Source organism: Cryobacterium sp. SO2 (assembly GCF_026151165.2).
Taxonomy (GTDB): Bacteria; Actinomycetota; Actinomycetes; order Actinomycetales; family Microbacteriaceae; genus Cryobacterium.
The window spans coordinates 1,417,623-1,442,220 of the sequence record NZ_CP117849.1 but is presented as its reverse complement, the minus strand read 5'-3'; the positions used below and the strand labels follow the sequence as shown (position 1 = coordinate 1,442,220).

The following is a 24,598-nucleotide window of genomic DNA, read 5'->3' as shown; positions in this document are numbered from 1 at the left end:
CGGATTGGTGCGGCGCGGCCCGGGCGCGGGCGCGAGCGCGAGCGGCAGCAGCGGTCAGCCGGCCTTCTTGTCGTCGGTGCCGGCGCGCACCCGCACCACGGTCTCCCAGCCGGCCACGATCATCAGCACCACCGTGGTCACCGCGCCCAGCTGCAGCGGCGTGAGCACAAACGCGGCCGCGAACGCGACCAGCAGCGCCCCAACGCCCACGAGGTACGACACGAGCAACTCCCGCGCCACCACCAGCCGGAACAGCAGCATCCCGAGCACGTAGAGCAGCGGGCCGCCCACCAGCACTACCGCGGTCGACAGGGTCATCTGGGCGTGCGGATGCGAGAGCACCTCCTTGTCGGCCACGGAGGTGAGCACGATGCCGGCGATGATCACCGCGTGCACGTAGGTGTACGCCAGCCGGGCGATCCGTCCCGGCTCCGCGGCCGCACTGATCGCCTTCGCGCCGGCGCGTTCGCTGTGGTCGAAGTAGAGCCACCACATGGCCACGCTCGCGCCGAACGCGAGCAGCATGCCCAGGATGCTCTCCGCCGACGACTCCTTGTCGACGAACGCGAACCCGGTCACGAGCAGCGATTCGCCCAGGGCGATGATCACGAACAGGGCGCTGCGCTCGGCGATGTGCGGGCCGGAGAGGTCCCAGCGGTCGATCCCGGCGGCGCCGAGTCCCGGCACCCGAAAACCCACCCCGGCGGAGAGGTATTCGATGGCCAGCGCGATCAACCAGAGCGGCAGCCGGTATTGCAGCGGCAGCAATGCGCCGACGATCCAGAACACGCTCGAGAGCGCCAGCCAAACGAGGATGCGCACGAAGGTGCGCCGCAACTCGGCGTCGTGCCGGGCCACGGCGAGCAGCATGAAGACCGTGCGGCCCAGCTGCAGCACGGTGTACGCCAGCGCGAAGACGATGCCGCGGTCGCCGAACGACTCGTAGATCGACACGCTCACCACGAAGCCCACCAGCGCGAGACCGAGCACCACCGCGCGCACGGGCAGCTTGGCCGGGTCGAGCCAGTTGGTCACCCAGGTCGTGTACACCCACAGCCACCACAGCGCGAGCACCAGCATCGCCGACTCCAGCGCGCCCTCCCAGGACTGGTTCTCGTAGAGGTACCGGGACAGCTGGGTGAGCGCGAACACGAAGATCAGGTCGAAGAACAGCTCAACATAGGTGACGCGGTCGGCACCCTCGGCGTCGTCGGGTCGCAGCAGGTTACGGCGGATGCCGAAGCGGCCGGCCGGCGTCGCTGCGGGCTGTGGCGGGGAGGTGCGGGTCACTCCCCCATTGTCGCGGAGCTGGCACGCAGACCGCACCCCCTGCGCTGGTCGAGCTTGTCGAGACCCGGCGGGCCAGACTGCGGAACGCACCCAGTGCGTTGGTCGAGCTTGTCGAGACCCGGTGAGCCGATCCCGAGACACGTCACGAGGTCTCGACCAGCTCGACCAGCGATCGGGGCACGACACACACGCACGTCACGGGGTCTCGACGAGCTCGACCACCGGGACCGAGACGCCCCCAGACCAGCGATCGCCGCCGCTCAGCGGGCTCGGGGGTGCGCCGTGGTGTACATGTCGCGGAGGGTGTCGATGGTGACGAGGGTGTAGATCTGGGTGGTGGCCACCGAGGAGTGGCCGAGCAGCTCCTGCACCACGCGCACGTCGGCGCCGCCGGACAGCAGGTGGGTGGCAAACGAGTGCCGCAGCGTGTGCGGCGACACCTCGATGCCCAGCTCGGCACGTTCGGCCGCGGCACGGATGATCAACCACGCGTTCTGCCGGCTCACCCGGTGCCCGCGCACGCCGAGGAACAGCGCCGGGGTGGCCTTGCCGCGCGCCGACAGCGCCGGCCGGGCCCGCACCAGGTAGGCGTCCACGGCGGCGCGGGCGAAGCTGCCCACCGGAACGATGCGCTGCTTGTTGCCCTTGCCGGTGAGGCGCACCACGTCTTCCTCGAGCATGTCGTCCACGTTGAGGTTCACCACCTCAGACACCCGCGCCCCGGTGGCGTAGAGCAGCTCGAGCAGCGCCTTGTCGCGCAGCTGCGGCAGCTCCTCGCCGTCGGTCGCGGCCAGCAGCGCGGTCACCTGCTCGATCGAGATGGCCTTGGGCAGCCTGAGGCCCAGCTTGGGCGGTTTGGTCTCGTGCGCCACGTCTTCGTCCACGAGGGATTCCTCGAGCAGAAACCGGTGGAATCCGCGCACGGTGGACAGCACGCGCGCCACCGACGCCGCGGTCAGCGGCGACTCGACCCGGCTGCTCAGGTGCTGCACGAACCCGCTCACCTGCGACGAGGTGACCGCGCGCAGGTCGGTGACACCGGCATCCGTGAGCCAGCCGGCGTAGATGACCAGGTCGCGCCGGTACGCGGCGACCGTGTTGGCCGAGAGCCCGCGTTCAATCGAGACGTGCCGCAGATACGAGTGCACGGCCTCCTCGACGAACACGGGGCCGGTCACACCGTGTGGTCCCAGTTCGACGGATGCCGCGGCCAGGGCAGGTCGGCCGGCGCCAGCGACGACCAGCCGCGTGCGCGGGAGGCGGCGGCGGCGAGCACGCCGAGCACGAGCGACGGGTTCTGCACCCGGCGGGCGAGCGCGGCGTCGACGGCGTCGTCCAGGGACACCCAGCGGGTGACCATGTCGGCTTCCTCGTCGGTGCGGTCGAAGGCCTCGGGGGCCGGCGACAGCCCGCGGGCCAGGTAGATGCGGATAACCTCGTTGCTGCCGCCCGGGGAGGTGTAGAACTCGGTGAGCACATTCCACTCGGATGCGACGACGTCGGTCTCCTCGGCCAGCTCACGCTGCGCGCCGACGAGGGCGTGTTCGCCGTCGATGTCGAGCAGCCCGGCGGGCAGTTCCCATTCGCGCATCCGCACCGGGTGCCGGTACTGCTGAATCAGCAGCACCCGGTCCTGGTCGTCGAGCGCGAGGATCGCGACCGCGCCGGGGTGGTCGACGTACTCGCGCACAATCTCCGCGCCGTTGTAGTCGAACGCATCCTGACGGATGTTCCAGACGTGGCCCTCGAACTGCACCGTGCTCGTGGTCACCGCGGTGGGAGCCGGCTCATCCTCGATGCGGGGAAGCAACGCGTCGGCCGCGGCGCGGTCAGACAGGGACTCAGGCATCTTCCTTCACCTCGAACAGGCGGCTGGCCTGCTGACGGTCCAAGGCGGCGCCGATCAGGCCACGGAACAGCGGGTGCGCGTGGCTCGGGCGGGAGCGCAGCTCGGGGTGCGCCTGGGTGCCCACGTAGAACGGGTGCTCGGTGCGGGGCAGCTCCACGTACTCCACCAGGTGGCCGTCGGGCGAGGTGCCAGAGAACCACAGGCCGGCCTCGGCGATCTGGGCGCGGTAGTTGTTGTTCACCTCGTAGCGGTGACGGTGACGCTCGGATGCGACGGGAGCGCCGTAGAGCTCCTCCACGATCGAACCGGAAGCGAGGTCCGCCGGGTACAGGCCCAGGCGCATGGTGCCGCCCAGGTCGCCGCCGGCGATGATCTCGACCTGCTCTTCCATGGTCGCGATCACCGGGAACTCGGTCTCCGGGTCGAACTCGCTGGACGAGGCGCCCTCGAGACCGGCCTTGTTGCGGGCGTATTCGATGACCATGCACTGCAGGCCGAGGCACAGGCCCAGCACGGGGATGGCGTTCTCGCGGGCGAACTTGAGGGCGCCGAGCTTGCCCTCGATGCCGCGCACGCCGAAGCCGCCGGGCACGCAGATGCCGTCGAGCTCGCTGAGCATCGCGGCGGCGCCTTCGGGCGTCTCGCAGGTGTCGGAGGCGATCCACTCGATCTTCACCTTGGTCTGCTGCGCGAAACCGCCGGCGCGCAGCGCCTCGGTCACCGAGAGGTAGGCGTCGGGCAGGTCGATGTACTTGCCGACCAGGCCGATGGTGACCTCATGCTTGGGTTCGCGCACGGCGTCGAGCACCCGCTGCCAGGCGGTCCAGTCCACGTCCTTCACCGGCAGGTTCAGGGCGTCGGTGATGTACTTGTCCAGGCCCTGCTCGTGCAGCACGGCGGGGATCTCGTAGATGCTGGGCACGTCTTTGCAGTTCACGACGGCGTCTTCGTCCACGTCGCACATGAGCGCGATCTTGCGCTTGTTCGACTCGGAGACGGGCCGGTCGCTGCGCAGCACGAGCGCATCCGGCTGAATGCCAAGCGAGCGGAGCGCCGCGACGGAGTGCTGGGTGGGCTTGGTCTTCTGCTCACCGGAGGCGTTCATGAACGGCACCAGGGACACGTGCACGAAGAAGACGTTCTTGCGGCCGAGTTCGTGGCGCACCTGGCGGGCGGCCTCGATGAACGGCTGCGACTCGATGTCGCCGACGGTGCCGCCGACCTCGGTGATGATCACGTCGGGGCGCGGCTCATCGCTGGCCTGCAGGCGCATCCGTCGCTTGATCTCGTCGGTGATGTGCGGGATGACCTGCACGGTGTCGCCCAGGTATTCTCCGCGGCGTTCGCGGGCGATCACCTGCGAGTAGACCTGACCGGTGGTGACGTTCGCCGCCTGGGTGAGGTTGATGTCGAGGAAGCGCTCGTAGTGGCCGATGTCGAGGTCGGTCTCGGAGCCGTCGTCGGTGACGAAGACTTCGCCGTGCTGGAACGGGTTCATCGTTCCGGGATCGACGTTGAGGTAGGGGTCGAGCTTCTGCATCACAACGCGCAGTCCGCGAGCAGTGAGCAGGTTGCCGAGGCTTGCCGCCGTCAGGCCTTTACCCAATGAAGAAACGACACCACCGGTCACAAAAATGTGCTTCGTAATGTCGTCTGATTTGTCCGCGTTTATATTGTTCACCACGGGCTTCGATCCTATCACCTAGTGTGGGCCTCTCCGTTGGAGCTGGTTGAGTGGGCAAGTTCGATGAGCTCCCGGGCGTGCTCGAGACCGCTGCTGGAGTCGGGCAGGCCGGAGAGCAGTCTGGCCATCTCGGCGGCCCTGTCGTCGCCGGTGAGCTGGCGCACGCTGCTGGCGGTGACCGACCCGTCGCTGTCTTTCACCACGCTGAGGTGGTTGCCGGCGAACGCCGCCACCTGGGCGAGGTGGGTGACCACGATCACCTGCGCGGTTTCGGCGAGCCGGGCGAGTCGTCGGCCGATTTCGATGGCGGCCGCTCCGCCCACGCCGGCGTCGACCTCGTCGAAGACGAAGGTGGGAACGGGGTCGGTGGCGTTGATGACCACCTCGATGGCGAGCATCACCCGGGAGAGTTCACCGCCAGATGCCCCGCGCGCCAGGGTGCGCGGTTCGGCGCCGGCGTGCGGCTGCAGCAGGATGCGCACCACGTCGTGCCCGGTGGCCGTCACGTCGTCGAGCCGGTCGATTTCCACCACCAGCCGGGCGTTGGCCATGGCCAGCGCCGCCAGTTCGGTGGTGACGGCGGTGCCCAGTTCGGCGGCGGCGCGGGTGCGGATGCCGGTGAGCTGGTCGGCCAGCCGCTGCACGAGCTCCCGGTCGGCGCCGGTGTCGGCGCGGAGGGTGTCGATGCGGTCGGAGTCGCTGTCCAGTTCGACCAGGCGGCTGCTGCCGGTGTCGAGGAAGTCGATGGCCTCGTCGAGGCCGCCGGCGAACTTGCGGGAGAGCACGCTCAGTTCGGCGCGGCGCTCCTGCACCACCTCGAGCTCCCGGGCGCCGTCGGCGTCGAGGCCGGCGAGGTAGGTGGAGAGTTGCGCGGCGATGTCGGCCACGAGGAACCCGGCGTTGGCGAGGGCCTCGGCCAGCGGCGGCAGGGCGGGGTCGTGCGCCGCGGCCCGGTCGAGTTGGCGGCGGGCGGCGTCGAGCAGGGCCACGACATCCGGGGCGTCGTCGGTGGATTCTTCGGCGGAGAGCAACTCGCGGCTCTGCGCGGCGGCCAGGCGGAGTTCTTCGAGGTTGCCGAGCCGTTCGGCGCGTTCGGTGAGTTCGGTGTCTTCGCCGCGCTGCGGGGCGGCCAGCTCGATCTCGGCGATCGCGAGGCGCAGGTCCTCGGCTTCCCGGGCCCGGCGGTCCTGCTCGGCGATGAGCAGGTCGAGCTCGGACTGGTTGGCGTGCCAGCGGTGGTAGGCGTGCTGGAAGTCGGTGAGGACCTCGGTGAGTTCGGCGCCGGCGAACCGGTCGAGCGCGTCGCGCTGCGCGGAGGCGGAGCGGAGCCGCACTTGGTCGGACTGGCCGTGCACGACCACGAGGTCGCCGCCGAGGTCGCCGAGCACCCCGGCGGGGGCGCTGCGGCCGCCCACGACGGCGCGGCTGCGGCCCTCGACTGACACCGACCGGCTGAGCAGCAGCTCCGGGCCGTCGAGGTCTCCCCCGGCGTCCCGCACCCGCTGGGCCACGGGGCCGTCGGGCGCGATCAGCCAGCGGCCCTCCACCCAGCTCTGCGGCTGGCCGGCCCGCACGGTGCCGGGGTCGGCGCGCTCGCCCAGCAGCAGGCCGAGCGCGGTGACGACCATGGTCTTGCCCGCGCCGGTTTCGCCGGTGATGGCCGTGAAGCCGGGGCCGAGCGGCAGGGTGGCCTCGCGGATGACGCCGAGGTCGCGGATCACCAGTTCTTCGATCATGTCATTGCCTCACTCACGACCGACCGGGCCCCGCCAGCCCGAGATGGGCAGGTTGAACTTGTTCACCAGGCGGTCGGTGAACGGGCCGCTGTGCAGCCGGGCGAGCCGCACCGGCACCGGGGAGCGCCGCACGATGACGCGGGCGCCCGGCGGCAGGTCGTGCACGCGGCGGCCGTCGGCGCAGAGCACCGCCGAGCTGTCGCCGCGGGCGAGAACTTCCACGGCCAGCGAGGAGTCCGGTCCGACGACGAGGGGCCGGGCGAAGAGGGCGTGCGCGCTCAGCGGCACGAGCAGCAGGGCGTCCAGACTCGGCCAGACAATGGGTCCGCCGGCGGAGAACGAGTACGCGGTCGACCCGGTGGGGGTGGACAGCACCACGCCGTCGCAGCCGAACGCCGACAGCGGACGGCCGTCGACCTCGATGATGACCTCGATCATCCGCTGCCGGTTGGCCTTCTCTACGGTGGCTTCGTTCAGCGCCCAGGTTTCGTAGACCACTTCGTGGTCCACCTTCACCCGCACCGACAGGGTCATCCGCTCTTCGACGAGGTAGTCGCGCAGCAGGGCGCGGCGCACGGCCTCGCCGAGGTCGTCGCGTTCGCTTTCGGCGAGGAAGCCGACGTGGCCCAGGTTGATGCCCAGCAGCGGGGCGGAGCAGCCGCGCACGATCTCGGCGGCACGCAGGATGGTGCCGTCGCCGCCGAGCACGATCACGAGTTCGAGGTCGGTGGCCTGCACGGTGTCGCCGAGCACGGCGGTGCTGCCGTTCAGTTGCGGGCAGGAGGCGAGCAGGTCGTTGCGCTCGTCGGCGGCCAGCACCGGCACGGCGCCGGCGGCGATGAGCTGCTCGCACACCGTGGCTGCGGCTTCGAGCGAATCCTGCCGGCCGGTGTGGGCGACGACGAGGATGTGGCGGGGCGTTGCGGTCATGCTCGTCACGCTCCTACCAGGATGGTTATCCGATCGATCCATTCTGTCGGATTGGTGCCGGTTCCATGTCGCAGCCAGACGAGATATTCGTGGTTGCCTGCCGCTCCGGCGATCGGCGAGGCGATCAGGCCGTTCACGCCGAGACCCAGGTCCCAGGCGGCCCAGAGCACGCCGGACACGGCGTCGGCGCGCAGGCCCGCGTCGTGCACGACGCCTTCACGGATGCCGCCGCGACCGACCTCGAACTGCGGCTTGATCAGCAGCACGAAGTCGGCGCCCTCGGCGGCGGTGGCCACCAGGGCCGGCAGCACCGTGGTGAGGGAGATGAACGAGAGGTCGCCCACGACGAGGTCGGCGCGCTCGGGCACACCGGAGGCGGCCGCGATGGACTCCGCGGTGGCGTAACGCAGGTTGAAGCCCTCCACGAGGGTCACCCGGGGGTCGGCCTTGATGGTCGGCGACAGCTGGCCGTGACCCACGTCGACGGCGACGATCCGGCCGACACCGCGTTCGAGCAGCACCTGGCTGAACCCGCCGGTGGAGGCGCCGGCATCCATCGCGGTACGCCCGGTGATGGGCAGGGCGAAGGCGTCGAGGGCGGCGACGAGCTTGTGCGCGCCGCGGCTGACGTAGTGGTCGGTGGGGGCGACGGCGATCACCTGGCTGTCACGCACCTTGGCGGAGGCCTTCACGACGGGGCTGCCGTCCACGGTGACCAGACCCTCGGAGATGAGCCGGGCGGCGACGGTGCGGGAGCGCACCAGGCCGCGTTCGTAGAGCGCGGAGTCCAGGCGCTGCTCCCCCGTCGGCGACAGCACAGGTTCGCTAGCGGGCGCGATGGGCGGGCGGATCGGCACGCTGGTGGGCTGTGGGGCGGACCGGGGCGGTGCCGGGGTGTCGCCCTGCGGGGTCCCCATGTCGGGGTCTGGCTGTGCCGTGCTCGTGGTGGTCATTCGGCCTTCGATCGGGGCACGTCGCCACCTTCGAGGTGGTCGCGCAGACTGTCGTGCAGCTCGGAGTATGCCGCGGCCCGGTCGGCGAGGGGCAGCGCCTCGATGGCCGCGATGCGGGCCTCGAGTTCACCGCCCAGAACGGGTGGTGCGGGAGTGTCGGCGCCGGGAACGGGCGTCGGCGCAGACGGGGTGGGGCGCGGGCCCGGCCGACCGGGGGTGGGCCCGCCGGCCTGTCGTGCTTGGTCTACTCCGTCTGCACTCACGCTTCCTAGGCTACCGTCCGAGATAGAGACTCTCCGGAACGTTCAGCCCATAGATCGGCCGGCCGGATGCCCAGATCACGGCGCAGGCCGCCCGCAACAGGTTGATTCCGTCGTCGCCGACGTTCACGATCTCCACGTCGGCGCCGTGGATGCGCACGCTGGCGCCCTCGACGGTGGCCTGGGACTTGTCCTTGGAGAACACGGTCTGCGGGTACGGTTCGTGCAGCTGGCGCAGGTCTTCCAGGATGAACGTGGGGCGTTCCTCCGGGCCGGCCGCGAGGGCCTGCTTGGCCTTGTCGATGCCGGTGAGCACGAGCACCGACGGGATCCCGGCGCGGTTGGCGCCGAGGATGTCGGTGTCGAGCCGGTCGCCGATGAACAGCGGCGCGGTGGCGTCGAAGCGTTTGATGGCCTCGAGGAAGATCGGGATCTCGGGCTTGCCGGCCACGAGGGGCAGGCGTCCCACCGCGGTGTGCACCGCGGAGACCAGCGTGCCGTTGCCCGGCGCGATGCCGCGGGCCTGCGGGATGGTCCAGTCGGTGTTCGTCGCGATCCACGGGATGCCGGGGTAGTCGCCGTCCGGCGTGACGCCGGCGTTCAGCGCGAAGCAGGCCTCGGCCAGCTGGGTCCAGCCCACGTCGGGCGCGAAGCCCTGCACCACGGCGGCGGGGTTGTCCTCGGCGGACCGGGTCACCTCGAAGCCGTGCTTCTGCAGTTCGTCCACCAGGCCGTCGCCGCCCACCACCATGATGCGCGATCCGGCGGGCACCTGGTCCACGAGCAGCCGCATGGCCGCCTGAGGCGAGGTGACCACGTCGGACGGTGCCACGGTGAGGCCGAGGTCGGTGAGGTGGCCGGCCACGGACGCATCCGTACGCGAAGCGTTGTTGGTGATGTAGCCCACCCGGATGCTCTCGGCGGCCTTGTTGAGGCCGTCGATCGCGAACGGGATGGCGTGCGGTCCGGCGTAGACGACACCGTCGAGGTCAGCGAGCACCACGTCGATGCCGGCCAGGGGCGTGGCCGGCTCAGTCAACGGGCGTCGTTTCAGGATCTTCGTCCACGCCCTCGGCGCCGTCGGTGGATTCGTCATCGGCTGAAGCGGTGTCCTCGGTCTCGGTGATGGTGATGGTGTCGTCGGCGGTCTCGAGTTCGTCGGGCACGTCGGCGTCGTCCGCCTCGGACTCCTCCTCGTCCTCGTCGGACTCGTCTTCGTCCTCGTCGAACTCTTCGTCGTCGAGTTCGACGATTTCGATGGTCTCGTCGACGTCACCGTTCAGGGCGGCGTCGGCGCGGGAGGCGCGGTCGTTCCAGAGCTCGGCTTCGTCGGTGCGGCCGAGTTCCTCGAGCACCTCGGCGTAGGCCGCGAACAGCTCGGAGCTGTAGGAGAACGCGGTCTTGGGGTCGAGCTGGGCGATCTCAAGCTCGTTGAGCGCGGCCTCGGTCTCCCCCAGGTCGAGCCGGGCACCCGACATGGCGATGGCCAGGGCCACCTGCACGCCGGCCGGCAGGGTGGAGCGGTCCACCGAACGGCCGAGCTCGAGGGCGCGGTCGGGGCGGCCGACGCCGCGTTCGCTGTCCACCATCAGCGGCAGCTGGGCGTTGGAGCCCGAGATACGGCGGTAGGTGCGCAGTTCCCGCAGTGCCAGGGCGAAGTCGCCGGTGGCGTAAGCGGTGATGGCGAGGCTCTCGCGCACCACGGCGATGCGGCCGGCACGACGCGCGGCGCTCATCACGTGGCGGTGAGCCAGCTCGGGGTCTTCGTCGATGACCCGGGCGGCCATGGCCAGGTGGCGGCCCACGGCCTCGGCGTTGTCCTTGGTGAGGGTCTTCAGCTCGTTGCGGGCGATGCGGTCCAGGTCTTCCGACGTGATGTCGTCGGGCAGCTCGGGGTCGTCGTGACGCGGGCGCACCGAACGCAGCTCGCGCTGCATGCGCTGCTCTTCGGTCATCTCCTCTTCCACGACGCGGGCGTCGCGGTCATTACGGGCCGGGGCGCCGTCGCGGGTCCACAGCTTCTTCCCGGCGTCGCGCGGAGCGCCGGCGCGGGTCGGTGAACCGCCGCGGGCGCTGTCCTTCAGCCACGGCTTGTTCTCCGTGTCGCGCTGGGGACGGTCGGAGTTGCCTTTGTACGAGGGGCGGTCGCTGTTGCCCTTGTACGCGGGACGGTCGCCGTCGCGCTGCGGACGGTCAGAGTTGCCCTTGTACGCCGGACGGTCGCTGTTGCCCTTGTACGCGGGACGGTCGCCGTCGCGCTGCGGACGGTCGGAGTTGCCCTTGTACGCCGGACGATCCGAGTTGCCCTTGTAGGCAGGGCGGTCGGAGTTGTAGGCCGGACGGTCGCTGTTGCCCTTGTACGCGGGACGGTCGCCGTCGCGCTGGGGACGGTCAGAGTTGCCCTTGTAGGCGGGGCGGTCCGAGTTGTAGGCCGGGCGGTCGCTGTTGCCGCGGTACGGCGGGCGGTCGCCGTCACGCGCGGGACGGTCGGAGTTGTAGGCCGGACGGTCGCTGTTGCCGCGGTACGGCGGGCGGTCGCCATCGCGCTGCGGACGGTCGGAGTTGCCCTTGTATGCGGGACGGTCGCTGTTGCCACGGTACGGAGCTCGCTCGCCGCCCTGCGCCGGACGGTCGGAGTTGCCCCGGTACGGAGGACGCTCGCCATCGCGCTGCGGACGGTCGGAGTTGTAGGACGGACGGTCGCTGTTGCCCTTGTAGGCAGGACGGTCGGAGTTACCCCGGTACGGTGCGCGCTCCCCGCCCTGCGGACGGTCGGAGTTGCCGCGGTACGCGGGACGATCGCCATCGCGCTGCGGACGGTCGCTGTTGCCACGGTAGGGCGGACGCTCGCCGCCCTGCGCCGGACGGTCGCCGTTGCCCCGGTAGGGCGGACGCTCGCCGCCCTGCGCCGGACGGTCGGAGTTGTAAGACGGGCGGTCGCTGTTGCCACGGTACGGCGCGCGCTCCCCGCCCTGCGGACGGTCGGAGTTGCCACGGTACGCGGGACGGTCGCCATCGCGCTGCAGACGGTCGCTGTTGCCACGGTAAGGAGGACGCTCCCCATCGCGCTGGGGACGGTCGTTGCCGCCGGTGTTGCCACGGTACGGCGGTCGTGCGCCGTCCTGGCGGGGCCGGTCCGACCCGCCGCGACCTCCCTGGTAGCCGCCGGTTCGACGATCGCCGCTTCCGTTGTCGCGTGCGTCGTTCCCGTTGCGTTCCGTGGGGGTCACTGTTTATCTCCTGTAGGTGTGGCTATACGTACCGGACTACTTCTCCAGCGTACGTTAACGTCAAAATGGCCACCCGAATGGGTGGCCATTTTGACTAAGTTAAGTCCGGCGGTGTCCTACTCTCCCACAGGGTCCCCCCTGCAGTACCATCGGCGCAAAGAGTCTTAGCTTCCGGGTTCGGAATGTGACCGGGCGTTTCCCTCTTGCTATGGCCGCCGAAACATCGTGCGATGCGCTGCCGCGAAGGCTGGCGCACCAAGTCGTTTCGAACCATCAAGCTTCGATGTCTCCAGTGTACAGGACAACACCCCTCCCCCTCCCGCGAGCCGTGAGTTTTACCCCAAAACCCCCACCTTTTCGGGGCCAAACTCACGGTTCGCGGATGCGCGCGGGCGGATGTCTGCGGGTCGCGCCCACCCGCTGGTCGAGCTCGTCGAGACCCGGTGACGTGCGCGGGTGGCGTGGGGTGCCGGTGTGCGTTCCGCAGGCCGTCCAGCGGGGTCTCGACAGGCTCGACCAGCGAGAGGGGCGCGTCCCCGAGGCCGCCTCGCGGGGTCTCGACAGGCTCGACCAGCGGGAGGGGCGCGTTCCCGAGGCCGCCTCGCGGGGTCTCGACAAGCTCGACCAGCGGGAGGGGCGCGTTCCCGATCGGAGCCGGTTCGCGAGCCGTGAGTTTGACCCCGAAAACCGGGGGTTTTGGGGGTTTGACTCACGGGTCGCGGGACGGGCGGGGCGGGGTGGGGTGGGGTGGGTTAAACGCAAAATGGCCGCCCCTGGGGGTGGCCATTTCGTGTGTTACTTAAGTTAAGTCCGGCGGTGTCCTACTCTCCCACAGGGTCCCCCCTGCAGTACCATCGGCGCAAAGAGTCTTAGCTTCCGGGTTCGGAATGTGACCGGGCGTTTCCCTCTTGCTATAGCCGCCGAAACACCTGGTGATGGTGAATCGAATCTATATTTTTAGTTATAGAACACTCCCGTGGGAATGTGTTTGTTCTCGACCGTACATCGAGAACCACATAGTGGACGCATAGCAGCTTATTCAAACTGAGTGTTATCAAATTATCGGCTTATTAGTACCGGTCAGCTCCGTGGGTCTTTAGTCCCCACTTCCACATCCGGCCTATCAACGCAGTAGTCTAGCTGCGAGCCTCTCCCCCTAAGGGATGGAAATCTCATCTCGAAGCCGGCTTCCCGCTTAGATGCTTTCAGCGGTTATCCGTTCCGAACGTAGCTAATCAGCGGTGCTCCTGGCGGAACAACTGACACACCAGAGGTTCGTCCATCCCGGTCCTCTCGTACTAGGGATAGATCTTCTCAAATTTCCTGCGCGCGCAGCGGATAGGGACCGAACTGTCTCACGACGTTCTAAACCCAGCTCGCGTACCGCTTTAATGGGCGAACAGCCCAACCCTTGGGACCTACTCCAGCCCCAGGATGCGACGAGCCGACATCGAGGTGCCAAACCATGCCGTCGATATGGACTCTTGGGCAAGATCAGCCTGTTATCCCCGAGGTACCTTTTATCCGTTGAGCGACAGCGCTTCCACAAGCCACTGCCGGATCACTAGTCCCGACTTTCGTCCCTGCTCGACTTGTCAGTCTTACAGTCAAGCTCCCTTGTGCACTTACACTCGACACCTGATTGCCAACCAGGTTGAGGGAACCTTTGGGCGCCTCCGTTACTTTTTAGGAGGCAACCGCCCCAGTTAAACTACCCACCAGGCACTGTCCCTGAACCGGATCACGGTTCGAAGTTAGGTATCCAATATGACCAGAGTGGTATTTCAACGATGACTCCACCTGAACTAGCGTCCAAGCTTCAAAGTCTCCCACCTATCCTACACAAGCCACACCGAACACCAATACCAAGCTGTAGTAAAGGTCACGGGGTCTTTCCGTCCTGCTGCGCGTAACGAGCATCTTTACTCGTAATGCAATTTCGCCGAGTTCGCGGTTGAGACAGCTGGGAAGTCGTTACGCCATTCGTGCAGGTCGGAACTTACCCGACAAGGAATTTCGCTACCTTAGGATGGTTATAGTTACCACCGCCGTTTACTGGGGCTTAAATTCTCAGCTTCGCCTTGCGGCTAACCGTTCCTCTTAACCTTCCAGCACCGGGCAGGCGTCAGTCCGTATACATCGTCTTGCGACTTGGCACGGACCTGTGTTTTTAGTAAACAGTCGCTTCCCACTGGTCTCTGCGGCCTTCGAACGCTCCAGGAGTAAATCCCTTCACGCCTCAGGCCCCCCTTCTCCCGAAGTTACGGGGGCATTTTGCCGAGTTCCTTAACCACGATTCTCTCGATCTCCTTAGTATTCTCTACCTGATCACCTGAGTCGGTTTGGGGTACGGGTGACTAAAACCTCGCGTCGATGCTTTTCTTGGCAGCATAGGATCACTGATTTCGCCCTTACGGGCTACCCATCGGGTCTCAGGCTTAATGAACGACGGATTTGCCTATCGTTCGCCCTACATCCTTAGACCGGGACAACCATCGCCCGGCTCAGCTACCTTCCTGCGTCACACCTGTTAATACGCTAACCGCACCAGCATAGGGTCGCACGCTAGGCCTCACGCTTCACCCCGAAGGGATCCATCTAGAGGATTCAGATGCTTAGCATTACTGGATTAGCTTGGACGGTTTTTCATCAGTACGGGAATATAAACCCGTTGTCCATCGACTACGCCTGTCGGCCTCGCCTTAGGTCCCGACTTACCCAGGGCGGATTAGCCTGGCCCTGGAAACCTTGATCTTTCGGAGGACGGGTTTCTCACCCGTCTTTCGCTACTCATGCCTGCATTCTCACTCGTGTAGCCTCCACGGCTGGTTTACACCGCCGCTTCGCTGGCCACACGACGCTCTCCTACCCATCAACACGGCTGAACCAACACCACAAGGGTGCGGCTTACCAAAAATATCAATGCCACAACTTCGGTGGCGTGCTTGAGCCCCGTTACATTGTCGGCGCGGAATCACTTGACCAGTGAGCTATTACGCACTCTTTCAAGGGTGGCTGCTTCTAAGCCAACCTCCTGGTTGTCTATGCAACTCCACATCCTTTCCCACTTAGCACGCGCTTTGGGACCTTAGATGGTGGTCTGGGTTGTTTCCCTCTCGACGATGAAGCTTATCCCCCACCGTCTCACTGCTGCGCTCTCACTTACCGGCATTCGGAGTTTGGCTAACGTCAGTAACCTTTTAGGGCCCATCGGCTATCCAGTAGCTCTACCTCCGGCAAGAAACACGCAACGCTGCACCTAAATGCATTTCGGAGAGAACCAGCTATCACGAAGTTTGATTGGCCTTTCACCCCTATCCACAGCTCATCCCCTCCATTTTCAACTGAAGTGGGTTCGGTCCTCCACGACGTCTTACCGTCGCTTCAACCTGGCCATGGATAGATCACTTCGCTTCGGGTCTAGGACATGCGACTGAATCGCCCTATTCAGACTCGCTTTCGCTACGCATTCCCCTCTCGGGTTAAGCTCGCCACATATCACTAACTCGCAGGCTCATTCTTCAAAAGGCACGCTGTCACACCAACAAAGGGTGCTCCAACGGTTTGTAAGCAAACGGTTTCAGGTACTATTTCACTCCCCTCCCGGGGTACTTTTCACCTTTCCCTCACGGTACTTGTTCACTATCGGTCATGTAGGAGTATTTAGGCTTATCAGGTGGTCCTGACAGATTCACACGGGATTTCTCGGGCCCCGTGCTACTTGGGATACTCTTCGCGCCATCGCTGCATTTCGACTACGGGGTTCGCACCCTCTATGACCAGGCTTTCAATCCTGTTCGTCTATACAACTTTGTAACGCTCACTGTTCGGCAGAATCAGCAGAAAAGTCCCGCAACCCCGACCATGCAACGCCTGCCGGCTATCACACATGATCGGTTTAGCCTCATCCGGGTTCGCTCGCCACTACTAACGGAATCACTATTGTTTTCTCTTCCTGTGGGTACTGAGATGTTTCACTTCCCCACGTTCCCTCTACCCGCCCTATATATTCAGGCGGGAGTCACCAGGTCACCTTGCGGGCCTGGCGGGGTTTCCCCATTCGGACATCCTCGGATCACAGTTCGTTTATCAACTCCCCGAGGCTTATCGCAGATTACTACGTCCTTCTTCGGCTCTACATGCCAAGGCATTCACCGTTTGCTCTTAGAAATTTGAAATCACATGAGTTTGAATCGATTAAGTGCCGCGAATAAATTCGCGACCGAAATTGACCAATGATCACACACTCAAAGAGTGTGTTGATCTTTGTAATTTGACCCCGAAGGGTTCAAATTTAAGATGCTCGCGTCCACTGTGTAGTTCTCAAAGTACGGGCGGTACCCCTTACGACCAACGACCCCCGAAAGAGTACGACTGCTGACCGAAAAAGGTCCAGAGGAAAAGTCCACCAACCACTCGAAAGCGGTTCGTGTTCCGGTCCCTCAGGACCCAACAGCGTGCATATGCGTTTCATGCCGGCCCAAACCTTTCCAACCCCCGAAGGAGCGTACTTAGTTCAAACCATTACTCTGCGCATCAATGTCAATGTTCCACCCATGAGCGCCATCGAAGAACATTCGTCTTCGTATGACTTGGCAGTGTTACTCCGCTGTATACAGACGGCACTGCTGTGCTCCTTAGAAAGGAGGTGATCCAGCCGCACCTTCCGGTACGGCTACCTTGTTACGACTTAGTCCTAATCACCGATCCCACCTTCGACAGCTCCATCCCTTGCGGGTTTGGCCACTGGCTTCGGGTGTTACCGACTTTCATGACTTGACGGGCGGTGTGTACAAGGCCCGGGAACGTATTCACCGCAGCGTTGCTGATCTGCGATTACTAGCGACTCCGACTTCATGAGGTCGAGTTGCAGACCTCAATCCGAACTGAGACCGGCTTTTTGGGATTCGCTCCACCTTGCGGTATTGCAGCCCTTTGTACCGGCCATTGTAGCATGCGTGAAGCCCAAGACATAAGGGGCATGATGATTTGACGTCATCCCCACCTTCCTCCGAGTTGACCCCGGCAGTATCCCATGAGTTCCCACCATTACGTGCTGGCAACATAGGACGAGGGTTGCGCTCGTTGCGGGACTTAACCCAACATCTCACGACACGAGCTGACGACAACCATGCACCACCTGTATAGAGACCTTGCGGGGCGACTGTTTCCAGCCGTTTCCTCTATATGTCAAGCCTTGGTAAGGTTCTTCGCGTTGCATCGAATTAATCCGCATGCTCCGCCGCTTGTGCGGGCCCCCGTCAATTCCTTTGAGTTTTAGCCTTGCGGCCGTACTCCCCAGGCGGGGAACTTAATGCGTTAGCTGCGACACGGAGACCGTGGAATGGTCCCCACATCTAGTTCCCAACGTTTACGGCATGGACTACCAGGGTATCTAATCCTGTTCGCTCCCCATGCTTTCGCTCCTCAGCGTCAGTTACGGCCCAGAGATCTGCCTTCGCCATTGGTGTTCCTCCTGATATCTGCGCATTCCACCGCTACACCAGGAATTCCAATCTCCCCTACCGCACTCTAGTCTGCCCGTACCCACTGCAGGCCCGAGGTTGAGCCTCGGGTTTTCACAGCAGACGCGACAAACCGCCTACGAGCTCTTTACGCCCAATAATTCCGGACAACGCTTGCACCCTACGTATTACCGCGGCTGCTGGCACGTAGTTAGCCGGTGCTTTTTCTGCAGGTACCGTCACTTTCGCTTCTTCCCTACTAAAAGAGGTTTACAACCCGAAGGCCGTCGTCCCTCACGCGGCGTTGCTGCATCAGGCTTGCGCCCATTGTGCAATATTCCCCACTGCTGCCTCCCGTAGGAGTCTGGGCCGTGTCTCAGTCCCAGTGTGGCCGGTCACCCTCTCAGGCCGGCTACCCGTCGTCGCCTTGGTGAGCCATTACCTCACCAACTAGCTGATAGGCCGCGAGTCCATCCCAAACCGAAATTCTTTCCAACTCCTAGCCATGCGGCTGAAGCTCGTATCCGGTATTAGACACCGTTTCCAGTGCTTATCCCAGAGTTTGGGGCAGGTTACTCACGTGTTACTCACCCGTTCGCCACTGATCCAAGGAGCAAGCTCCTCTTCACCGTTCGACTTGCATGTGTTAAGCACGCCGCCAGCGTTCGTCCTGAGCCAGGATCAAACTCTCCGTAAATGTTTAATAGCCTCACCAAGCAAGCTCAGTGGGCACATCTAGTGTGTCCAGCCGCCGGAATAGGCGAACAAGACACAAGTTTGAAACTGACAGAACAAATCATTACTGACTTGCTTTGTTGTTTAAATGTTTTCCAAAGGAATCTCTTGGCCCTTCACCGCTAGAAACGGATCCAAACCACGAGGTTTTTGGCATTTGACATTGTGCACGCTGTTGAGTTCTCAAGGATCGGACGCACCCAGCCGCCGGCCAATTGACCTTTGCACTGAGGCACTTCGATGTAATTCTGTTTTCGTGTCGTTACGATCTACCCCAGATTTGGAGTGGATCAAACGCCATCAAGCATGACAGAACGAATAAATTCGCTGCCACACTTGGAAGTGGTCCCGCTTGAGGCCGGGAAGCTCTTCGGCTTTCCGCACCTGTGGGGTGACAAGAGATGACATTACGCGGCTTCCGGAGGGCCCGCAATCCCGGGAGCATCCCGGGCGTGTCGGAAATCGACATTTACCCGCAATGCCGCCGTAACCTGCCGGTCACATACCGCGAGCGAGCGCCGGACTACTCGACGAAGACGCCGGCGAGGGTCTTCTTGCCGCGCCGCAGCACAGCCACTCCCCCACGCAGAACCGAGCCCTCAACGGTGGCCGCCTCGTCCGTGACCTTCACGTTGTTGAGGTACACCCCGCCCTGGCCGATCGCACGCCGCGCTTCGCCCAGGCTCTTGGTGAGTCCGGTGTCCACCAGCAGTTGCATGACCTGCGCCTGCGGGGAAGTCGTGGTGTTCGGCAGCGCGCGCAGGGCCGCCTCGAGGGTCGCCGGGTCGAGGTCGGCCAGGTCGCCCTGACCGAAGAGCGCCTGGGTGGCCTGGATGGCGGCATCCGTTGCCGCGACACCGTGCACGAGGCTCGTCACCTCGAACGCGAGTGTGCGCTGGGCCTCCCGCTTGAACGGCTCGGTGGCCACCAACTCCGCGAGAGCCTCGATCTGCTCACGGGTGAGGAAAGTGAAGATCTTGAGCCGGGCGATCACATCGGAGTCATCGGTATTGAGCCAGAACTGGTACATCGCGTACGGGCTCGTGAGAGCAGGGTCCAGCCACACGGCATTGCCCTCGCTCTTGCCGAACTTGGTGCCGTCGGTGTTTGTGATCAGCGGCGTGCCGATCGCGTGCACGCTGGTGCCTTCCGCGCGGTGGATGAGGTCGGTGCCACTGGTGAGGTTGCCCCACTGGTCGCTACCCCCGGTTTGCAGCACACAGCCGTAGCTGCGGTAGAGCTCGAGGAAGTCCATGCCCTGCAGCACCTGGTAGCTGAACTCGGTGTAGCTGATGCCGGCGTCGGAATTGAGCCGGGCGCTCACCGCATCCTTCTTGAGCATGGTGCCCACCCGGTAGTACTTGCCGATGTCGCGCAGGAAGTCGATCGCCGACAGCGGCGCCGTCCAGTCGAGGTTGTTCACCAGGGTCACGGCATTGTCGCCCTCGGCGCTGAGGAAGCGGGTGACCTGCGCCTGCAGGTACCCGACCCACTCGTTGACGACCTCTGGGGTGTTCAGGGTGCGTTCGGCCGTGGGGCGCGGGTCGCCGATGAGGCCAGTGGACCCGCCGACGAGTCCGAGCGGGCGGTGTCCGGCCAGCTGGAGGCGGCGCATCAGCAACAGCTGCACGAGGTTGCCCAGGTGCAGGCTCGCGGCGGTGGGATCGAAGCCGCAGTAGTACGTGATCGGGTCCCCGGCGAGCAGCGCGCGGAGCGCCGCCTCGTCTGTGGAGACGTGAACCAGGCCGCGCCAGGAGATTTCCTCCCAAACGTCGGCGAAGGTGGGATCGTTGGCTTGCTGGGCAAGGATGCTGGGGTCTGACACGAAGCCAGATTACCAGCGCCGACAGCCCAGCCCCGGGATTCCGCATCCGACACGGCCGGTCGATCAAGCCCCCAGGCTGAATTAGGCTGGATTAATCCTTGAACCTTGATTAGGCTGCATTTAGGACGGAGGCTTAACCCATGTTTGTGATTACAGCCGATCAAATCGACAGCCGCCATGATCGAGACCGCGCCAGCGAGATGATCGCCGAGTTGGTGCACCGGCACGCGGCGGCCTTCGCGCTGCCGCCCGACCAGACCTCCGGAGACGAGATCCAGCTGCTCGTGCCCACCGCGGCGGATGCGTTCAACATCCTGCTCGATCTGCACCGCACCGGATTCTGGAGCATCGGCCTCGGCATCGGGCGGATCCGCACTCCCCTTCCGGCGACCACCCGGCAGGCGACGGGAGACGCCTTCATCGCGGCCAGGGCCGCGGTGACCAGGGCGAAGAGGCTTGAGGCAAGATTCGCGCTCGATGTGCCGCCGGAGTCCGGCCCTCTGGAGACCGCGGACGCCGACTCCATCGCCTGGAACGTGGACGACTCCCCCGGCAGTTCCACCGGCGCCGAGGTGGAGGCGCTCGTGACCATGCTGCTGCTGCTCCGGCAGCGCCGCACCGCCGAGGGCTGGGAGGCCGTGGACCTGCTCGAGAGCGGGCTCGCCCAGACCGCCATCGCCCGCACCCTGGGAATCTCCACCGCCGCGGTCAGCCAGCGGGTGAAGAGCTCCTCCTGGAAAGTTGAGCGCGCCGCTCATCCGGCACTCGTTAGGCTGCTACACAACCTCGACCGCGACACCAGCGAAACGGACGCCCACCGCCCATGACCTTCCTCGATTCCTTCTCCGTCGTGCTCTACCTGTACTGGGTGCTGCTGCTCCTGGTCACGATGGCCTCGCTGATCCTGGCCATTCTGGCGTTCCGGCTCGGCAAGCAGCCGTTCGCCATCGCGTCGGCCGGAGCCCTCGGCGCCGCACTGCTGCTCGCCGCCATTCCGGTGGGCAGCGCTCCGGTGGCCTTCGGCGTGGTCATCTGCCTGGCCGGCCTCGTGCTCGCGGTGATCGGCGGCGGCCCGGCGGCCGTGCTCGCGCTGCAGTTGGCCACGAAGAACTCCGTGGCACCGGGTAGCCACGGCGGCATCCTCGTCGGCAGCGACACGCCAACTGCACTGGCCACGGATGCCGACGTCGATGCCGACGGCACATCCGCAGCCCCTGCCGTGCACGAGGTGCTGCGCGGCGGACTCACCATCGGCGTGCTCGAGCGCCTGGCCGTCGCCGGCGCGATCCTGGCCGGCTTCCCCGAGGCCCTCGCCGTGGTCGTCGCCATCAAGGGCGTCGGCCGCTTCACCGAGCTGGCGTCTTCCGAGGCCAGGGAACGCTTCATCATCGGCACCTTCGCGAGCCTCATCTGGGCCTGTGCCTGCGCCATCCTGGTGAGCCTCGCCCAGTCCTGAGTTCCTCAGGCATGACAAAGCCCGGCACGCTGAGCTTCCAGCGGCCGGGCTTCGTTGCGTGCGGGTCTTAGGCCTGCAGCGCCTCGTCGAGTTCTTCGAGCACCGCGTCGAGCGTGATGTCGACGCCGGTGAGGGCCTTGCTGACGGGGCAGTTCAGCTTGGCGGCGTCCGCGGCAGCCAGGAACGTCTCGCTGTCCATGCCGGTCACTTCGCCGCGCACGGTGAGGTGGATGCCGGTGAGGCGGAAGCCGCCGGCCGGGTCGGCGCCGAGGCTCACGTCGGCCGACACGTCGAGGGCCTCGATGGTGATGTCGCCGGCTGCCGCCAGTTCGGCCGAGAGCTGCATGGAGTAGCAGGCCGAGTGGGCGGCGGCGAGCAGTTCTTCGGGGCTCGTGAAGCCGTTCGCGCTGTCGGCACTCCGCTTGGGGAACGAGACGTCGAACGTGCCGAGGCCCGAGCTGGTCAGTTCGACCTGGCCCTCCCCGGCTTCGAGAGTTCCGGTCCAGCCAGTGCGTGCGGTGCGTGTGGGCATACGGTGTCCTTTTCTGTGGGGTGGAGTGGTGGAGCCGGCCGGAAAGGCCGGTTCGGGTCGGGAAAAGTCAGGTGAGCGCGCGCACGCGCTGGGCGAGAGCGGCGATCTGGTTCTGCAGGTCGACGAGTTCGTCCAGGGGCAGCCCGGTCGACGCGCAGATCTGCTCCGCGATGTGCGGCGCGTGACTCCGCATCGCGTCACCGGCCGGGGTGAGGGCGATCTTCACGACGCGCTCGTCGCTCTCGGAGCGCCCCCGCGTGACCAGGCCGAGCGACTCGAGCCTCTTCAGCAGCGGTGACAGCGTTCCGGAATCGAGCTGCAAGCGGTCACCGAGCTGGCTGACCGTGCTGGTGCCCGTTTCCCAGAGCACGAGCATGGCGAGGTACTGCGGATACGTGATGCCGAGCGGAGCGAGCAGGGTGCGGTAGCGCCCGGTGATCGACCGGGATGCGGAGTAGAGCGCAAAACAGATCTGCTGCTCGGGGGGAAGCATCTGCGTGTCGGCCATCTCTGAACCCTAGCAGGGTTTTGCACAATTAGATTGCGTGCAACCTAATGCGGAGCACGGATGGTGGGTGATCAGGCGGGCGCAGCGAGGTTGGGGTGGCGCCGGTAGGCCGAGACCGTGCGGTCCCCCGCGATCCAGAACCGCCAAGAGAAGTCGGCACCGCCGCCCGCGCCGCCCACACCGGTGCGCGGCCCGCTCAGCGCCGCCACCGGAGTGTCGGGCAGGGTGAGGTCGAACGGCTCGGCGGCCAGGTCGGCGCCATCCTGGTCGAGCCGGATGCCCAACGCCCGGGTCAGCCGCGCCGGGCCCCGCGCCAGGTCGCGGTCGCTGACAGCCGGACCGCGTCGCTCTCTGGCGTCGTCGATGCCGGCGACGATCTCACCGGCCCGCAGCAGCACGCCGGATGCCTCGCCCGCCGGTGAGCAGACGATGTTCGCGCAGACGTGCATGCCGTAGCTGAAGTAGGCGTAGAGGTGCCCCGGAGGGCCGAACATGGTGCTGTTGCGCGGAGTGCGGCCACGGAAGGCATGCGAGCCCGGATCGGCTCCGGCCAGGTAGGCCTCGACCTCGGTGATGCGCAGCACCGTTGAGCCGTGCCGCAGGAGACCGCCCAGCAGGAGCGGGGCGACGTCGACCGCGCCCTGCGCGAACAGGTCACGGTCGACAGTCATCCACTTACCGCCACTCAGGCTGCTGCGGTCATGGTTCTCAGCGGGCCAGCGCCGTGGCGAGGCCGCGCACGCGCGCCACCAGGGCGGCACGCTGTTCGGCGACCCGCACGGGAGCCGTGCCGGCCTGGCCGTCGCGGCGGGTGACCGAGCCCTGGATGGTGAGCACCTCGCGCACCTCGGGGGTGAGGTGCGGGGAGATCTCGGCGAGTCCGGCGTCGTCGATCTCGTGCAGGTCGAGGCCCTTGGCCTCGGCGACCTTCACCATGGTGCCGGTGATCTCGTGCGCGTCGCGGAAGCTGACGTGCCGTTTGACCAGCCATTCGGCGACATCCGTTGCCAGGGAGAATCCCTGCGGGGCCAGTTCGGCCATGCGCTCGGTGTGGAAGGTGATCGTGGCGATCATGCCGGTGAACGCGGGCAGCAGCACCTCGAGGGTTTCGATGGAGTCGAAAACCGGCTCCTTGTCTTCCTGCAGGTCGCGGTTGTACGCGAGCGGGAGACCCTTGAGGGTGGTGAGCAGCCCGGTGAGATTGCCGATCAGACGGCCGGATTTGCCGCGCGCGAGCTCGGCGATGTCGGGGTTCTTCTTCTGCGGCATGATCGACGAGCCCGTGGAGTAGGAGTCGTCGAGGGTGACGAAACCGAATTCGCGCGTGTTCCAGAGGATGATCTCCTCGGCCAGGCGGGACAGGTCGATGCCGATCTGGGCGGTGATGTAGGCGAACTCCGCGACCAGGTCCCGGCTGGCGGTGCCGTCGATCGAGTTCTCCACCACGGCGCCGAAGCCGAGCTCGGTGGCGATCATGCCGGCGTCGAGGCCGAGGGTGTTGCCGGCCAGGGCGCCGGAACCGTATGGGGAGAAGTTCGCCCGCTTGTTCCAGTCGGTGAATCGCTCGAGGTCACGCACGAGCGGCCAGCAGTGCGCGAAGAGGTGGTGGGCCAACAGCACCGGTTGGGCGTGCTGCAGGTGGGTGCGGCCGGGCATGATCGCGTGCTCGTTGGCCTCGGCCTGTGCGGCGAGGGCGTCGATGAGGTCGATCAGCAGCCCGGCGATGACGGCGGCGTGGTCGCGCAGCAGCATCCGCACCAGGGTGGCCACCTGGTCGTTGCGGCTGCGACCGGCGCGCAGCTTGCCGCCCAGTTCGGTGCCGACGATGTCGATCAGTCCACGCTCGAGCGCGGAGTGCACGTCTTCGTCGGTGGGGGCAGGCTGGAACCGGCCGTCGTTGACGGCCTCGTCCAGGGTGTCCAGACCCGCGATCATGCCGGCCAGCTCGTCCTCGGTGAGGTAGCCGGCGGCCGCGAGGGCGCGTGCGTGAGCACGCGACCCGCGGATGTCGTACCCGGCCAGTTGCCAGTCGAAATGCGTCGACTTGCTCAGGCGCGCCAATTCCGGCGACGGTCCGCCGGCGAAGCGGCCGCCCCACAGGGCACCCGCCTCGCCCGCGCGGTTCACACTCTTGTCACCGGTCAT

Annotated in this window: 17 protein-coding genes and 4 rRNA genes; 2 read left to right on the top strand and 19 right to left on the bottom strand. The window is 65.8% G+C overall.

Annotation, left to right across the window (positions count from 1 at the left end):
* Positions 1–54: 54 nt before the first annotated feature.
* From BJQ94_RS06570 to tyrS, 15 genes are all read right to left on the bottom strand, one after another.
* Complete coding sequence (locus BJQ94_RS06570) at positions 55–1,290, bottom strand: low temperature requirement protein A (protein ID WP_265398910.1); 1,236 nt, start codon at positions 1,288–1,290, stop codon at positions 55–57.
* A 260-nt stretch (positions 1,291–1,550) separates the two neighbouring features.
* Entirely contained in the window at positions 1,551–2,468 is a 918-nt protein-coding gene (gene xerD, locus BJQ94_RS06565) for a site-specific tyrosine recombinase XerD (protein WP_265398911.1), read from the bottom strand.
* Positions 2,465–3,139: an NUDIX hydrolase gene (locus tag BJQ94_RS06560; RefSeq protein ID WP_265398912.1), complete on the bottom strand. Its 675-nt coding sequence runs from the start codon at positions 3,137–3,139 to the stop codon at positions 2,465–2,467. The genes xerD and BJQ94_RS06560 overlap by 4 nt, the downstream gene beginning before the upstream one ends.
* On the bottom strand, positions 3,132–4,820 hold the full coding sequence (locus BJQ94_RS06555) for a CTP synthase (protein ID WP_275875593.1): 1,689 nt from the start codon (positions 4,818–4,820) through the stop codon (positions 3,132–3,134). Before BJQ94_RS06555 ends, BJQ94_RS06560 begins: the two co-directional genes overlap by 8 nt.
* 17 nt (positions 4,821–4,837) lie before the next feature.
* A complete protein-coding gene (recN, locus tag BJQ94_RS06550; RefSeq protein ID WP_265398913.1) occupies positions 4,838–6,559 on the bottom strand; it encodes a DNA repair protein RecN in 1,722 nt (573 codons plus the stop codon).
* A 9-nt stretch (positions 6,560–6,568) separates the two neighbouring features.
* Positions 6,569–7,489 carry an NAD kinase gene (locus BJQ94_RS06545; protein WP_265398914.1) on the bottom strand — a complete coding sequence of 307 codons (921 nt, stop codon included), beginning with the start codon at positions 7,487–7,489 and terminating at the stop codon, positions 6,569–6,571.
* Between the two features lie 5 nt (positions 7,490–7,494).
* Entirely contained in the window at positions 7,495–8,442 is a 948-nt protein-coding gene (locus BJQ94_RS06540) for an SAM-dependent methyltransferase (protein ID WP_265398915.1), read from the bottom strand.
* Entirely contained in the window at positions 8,439–8,705 is a 267-nt protein-coding gene (locus BJQ94_RS06535) for a hypothetical protein (RefSeq protein ID WP_265398916.1), read from the bottom strand. The genes BJQ94_RS06540 and BJQ94_RS06535 overlap by 4 nt, the downstream gene beginning before the upstream one ends.
* A gap of 10 nt (positions 8,706–8,715) precedes the next feature.
* Complete coding sequence (locus tag BJQ94_RS06530; RefSeq protein WP_265398917.1) at positions 8,716–9,798, bottom strand: HAD-IIA family hydrolase; 1,083 nt, start codon at positions 9,796–9,798, stop codon at positions 8,716–8,718.
* Positions 9,734–11,932: a primosomal protein gene (locus BJQ94_RS06525; protein ID WP_275875572.1), complete on the bottom strand. Its 2,199-nt coding sequence runs from the start codon at positions 11,930–11,932 to the stop codon at positions 9,734–9,736. Before BJQ94_RS06525 ends, BJQ94_RS06530 begins: the two co-directional genes overlap by 65 nt.
* Positions 11,933–12,035: 103 nt before the next feature.
* Positions 12,036–12,152, bottom strand: a 5S ribosomal RNA gene (gene rrf / locus BJQ94_RS06520).
* A 588-nt stretch (positions 12,153–12,740) separates the two neighbouring features.
* Positions 12,741–12,857 (bottom strand): 5S ribosomal RNA (rrf, locus tag BJQ94_RS06515).
* A gap of 125 nt (positions 12,858–12,982) precedes the next feature.
* Positions 12,983–16,110: ribosomal RNA gene (locus BJQ94_RS06510) — 23S ribosomal RNA — on the bottom strand.
* Between the two features lie 463 nt (positions 16,111–16,573).
* Positions 16,574–18,094: ribosomal RNA gene (locus BJQ94_RS06505) — 16S ribosomal RNA — on the bottom strand.
* The 16S, 23S and 5S rRNA genes sit together here, the layout of an rRNA operon.
* 561 nt (positions 18,095–18,655) lie before the next feature.
* Positions 18,656–19,957, bottom strand: a complete 1,302-nt coding sequence (tyrS, locus tag BJQ94_RS06500) for a tyrosine--tRNA ligase (RefSeq protein ID WP_265399114.1) — start codon at positions 19,955–19,957, stop codon at positions 18,656–18,658.
* Positions 19,958–20,097: 140 nt separating this feature from the next.
* On the opposite strand from tyrS, the gene BJQ94_RS06495 reads away from it, so the two are divergent.
* Entirely contained in the window at positions 20,098–20,784 is a 687-nt protein-coding gene (locus BJQ94_RS06495; protein WP_265399113.1) for a DNA-binding protein, read from the top strand.
* Entirely contained in the window at positions 20,781–21,413 is a 633-nt protein-coding gene (locus tag BJQ94_RS06490) for a hypothetical protein (protein WP_265399112.1), read from the top strand. The genes BJQ94_RS06495 and BJQ94_RS06490 overlap by 4 nt, the downstream gene beginning before the upstream one ends.
* 67 nt (positions 21,414–21,480) lie before the next feature.
* On the opposite strand, the gene BJQ94_RS06485 is transcribed toward BJQ94_RS06490, so the two are convergent.
* The 4 genes from BJQ94_RS06485 to argH form a co-directional block, all read right to left on the bottom strand.
* A complete protein-coding gene (locus BJQ94_RS06485) occupies positions 21,481–21,945 on the bottom strand; it encodes an OsmC family peroxiredoxin (protein WP_265399111.1) in 465 nt (154 codons plus the stop codon).
* A gap of 67 nt (positions 21,946–22,012) precedes the next feature.
* Positions 22,013–22,453, bottom strand: a complete 441-nt coding sequence (locus BJQ94_RS06480; protein WP_265399110.1) for a MarR family transcriptional regulator — start codon at positions 22,451–22,453, stop codon at positions 22,013–22,015.
* A gap of 71 nt (positions 22,454–22,524) precedes the next feature.
* Positions 22,525–23,124, bottom strand: coding sequence for a DNA-3-methyladenine glycosylase (locus BJQ94_RS06475; protein ID WP_265399109.1), 600 nt, complete (start codon positions 23,122–23,124; stop codon positions 22,525–22,527).
* Positions 23,125–23,161: 37 nt separating this feature from the next.
* Positions 23,162–24,598, bottom strand: coding sequence for an argininosuccinate lyase (gene argH, locus BJQ94_RS06470; RefSeq protein WP_265399108.1), 1,437 nt, complete (start codon positions 24,596–24,598; stop codon positions 23,162–23,164).

Excerpts from the sequence above, each read along its gene's own strand:
- BJQ94_RS06530 (WP_265398917.1), bottom strand. The coding sequence starts at position 9,798 with ATGACGAATCCACCGACGGCGCCGAGGGCGTGGACGAAGATCCTGAAA.
- BJQ94_RS06485 (WP_265399111.1), bottom strand. The coding sequence starts at position 21,945 with ATGCCCACACGCACCGCACGCACTGGCTGGACCGGAACTCTCGAAGCC.
- BJQ94_RS06540 (WP_265398915.1), bottom strand. The coding sequence starts at position 8,442 with ATGACCACCACGAGCACGGCACAGCCAGACCCCGACATGGGGACCCCG.
- BJQ94_RS06480 (WP_265399110.1), bottom strand. The coding sequence starts at position 22,453 with ATGGCCGACACGCAGATGCTTCCCCCCGAGCAGCAGATCTGTTTTGCG.
- argH (WP_265399108.1), bottom strand. The coding sequence starts at position 24,598 with ATGACCGGTGACAAGAGTGTGAACCGCGCGGGCGAGGCGGGTGCCCTG.
- BJQ94_RS06560 (WP_265398912.1), bottom strand. The coding sequence starts at position 3,139 with ATGCCTGAGTCCCTGTCTGACCGCGCCGCGGCCGACGCGTTGCTTCCC.
- BJQ94_RS06495 (WP_265399113.1), top strand. The coding sequence starts at position 20,098 with ATGTTTGTGATTACAGCCGATCAAATCGACAGCCGCCATGATCGAGAC.
- BJQ94_RS06490 (WP_265399112.1), top strand. The coding sequence starts at position 20,781 with ATGACCTTCCTCGATTCCTTCTCCGTCGTGCTCTACCTGTACTGGGTG.
- recN (WP_265398913.1), bottom strand. The coding sequence starts at position 6,559 with ATGATCGAAGAACTGGTGATCCGCGACCTCGGCGTCATCCGCGAGGCC.
- BJQ94_RS06545 (WP_265398914.1), bottom strand. The coding sequence starts at position 7,489 with ATGACCGCAACGCCCCGCCACATCCTCGTCGTCGCCCACACCGGCCGG.
- BJQ94_RS06475 (WP_265399109.1), bottom strand. The coding sequence starts at position 23,124 with ATGACTGTCGACCGTGACCTGTTCGCGCAGGGCGCGGTCGACGTCGCC.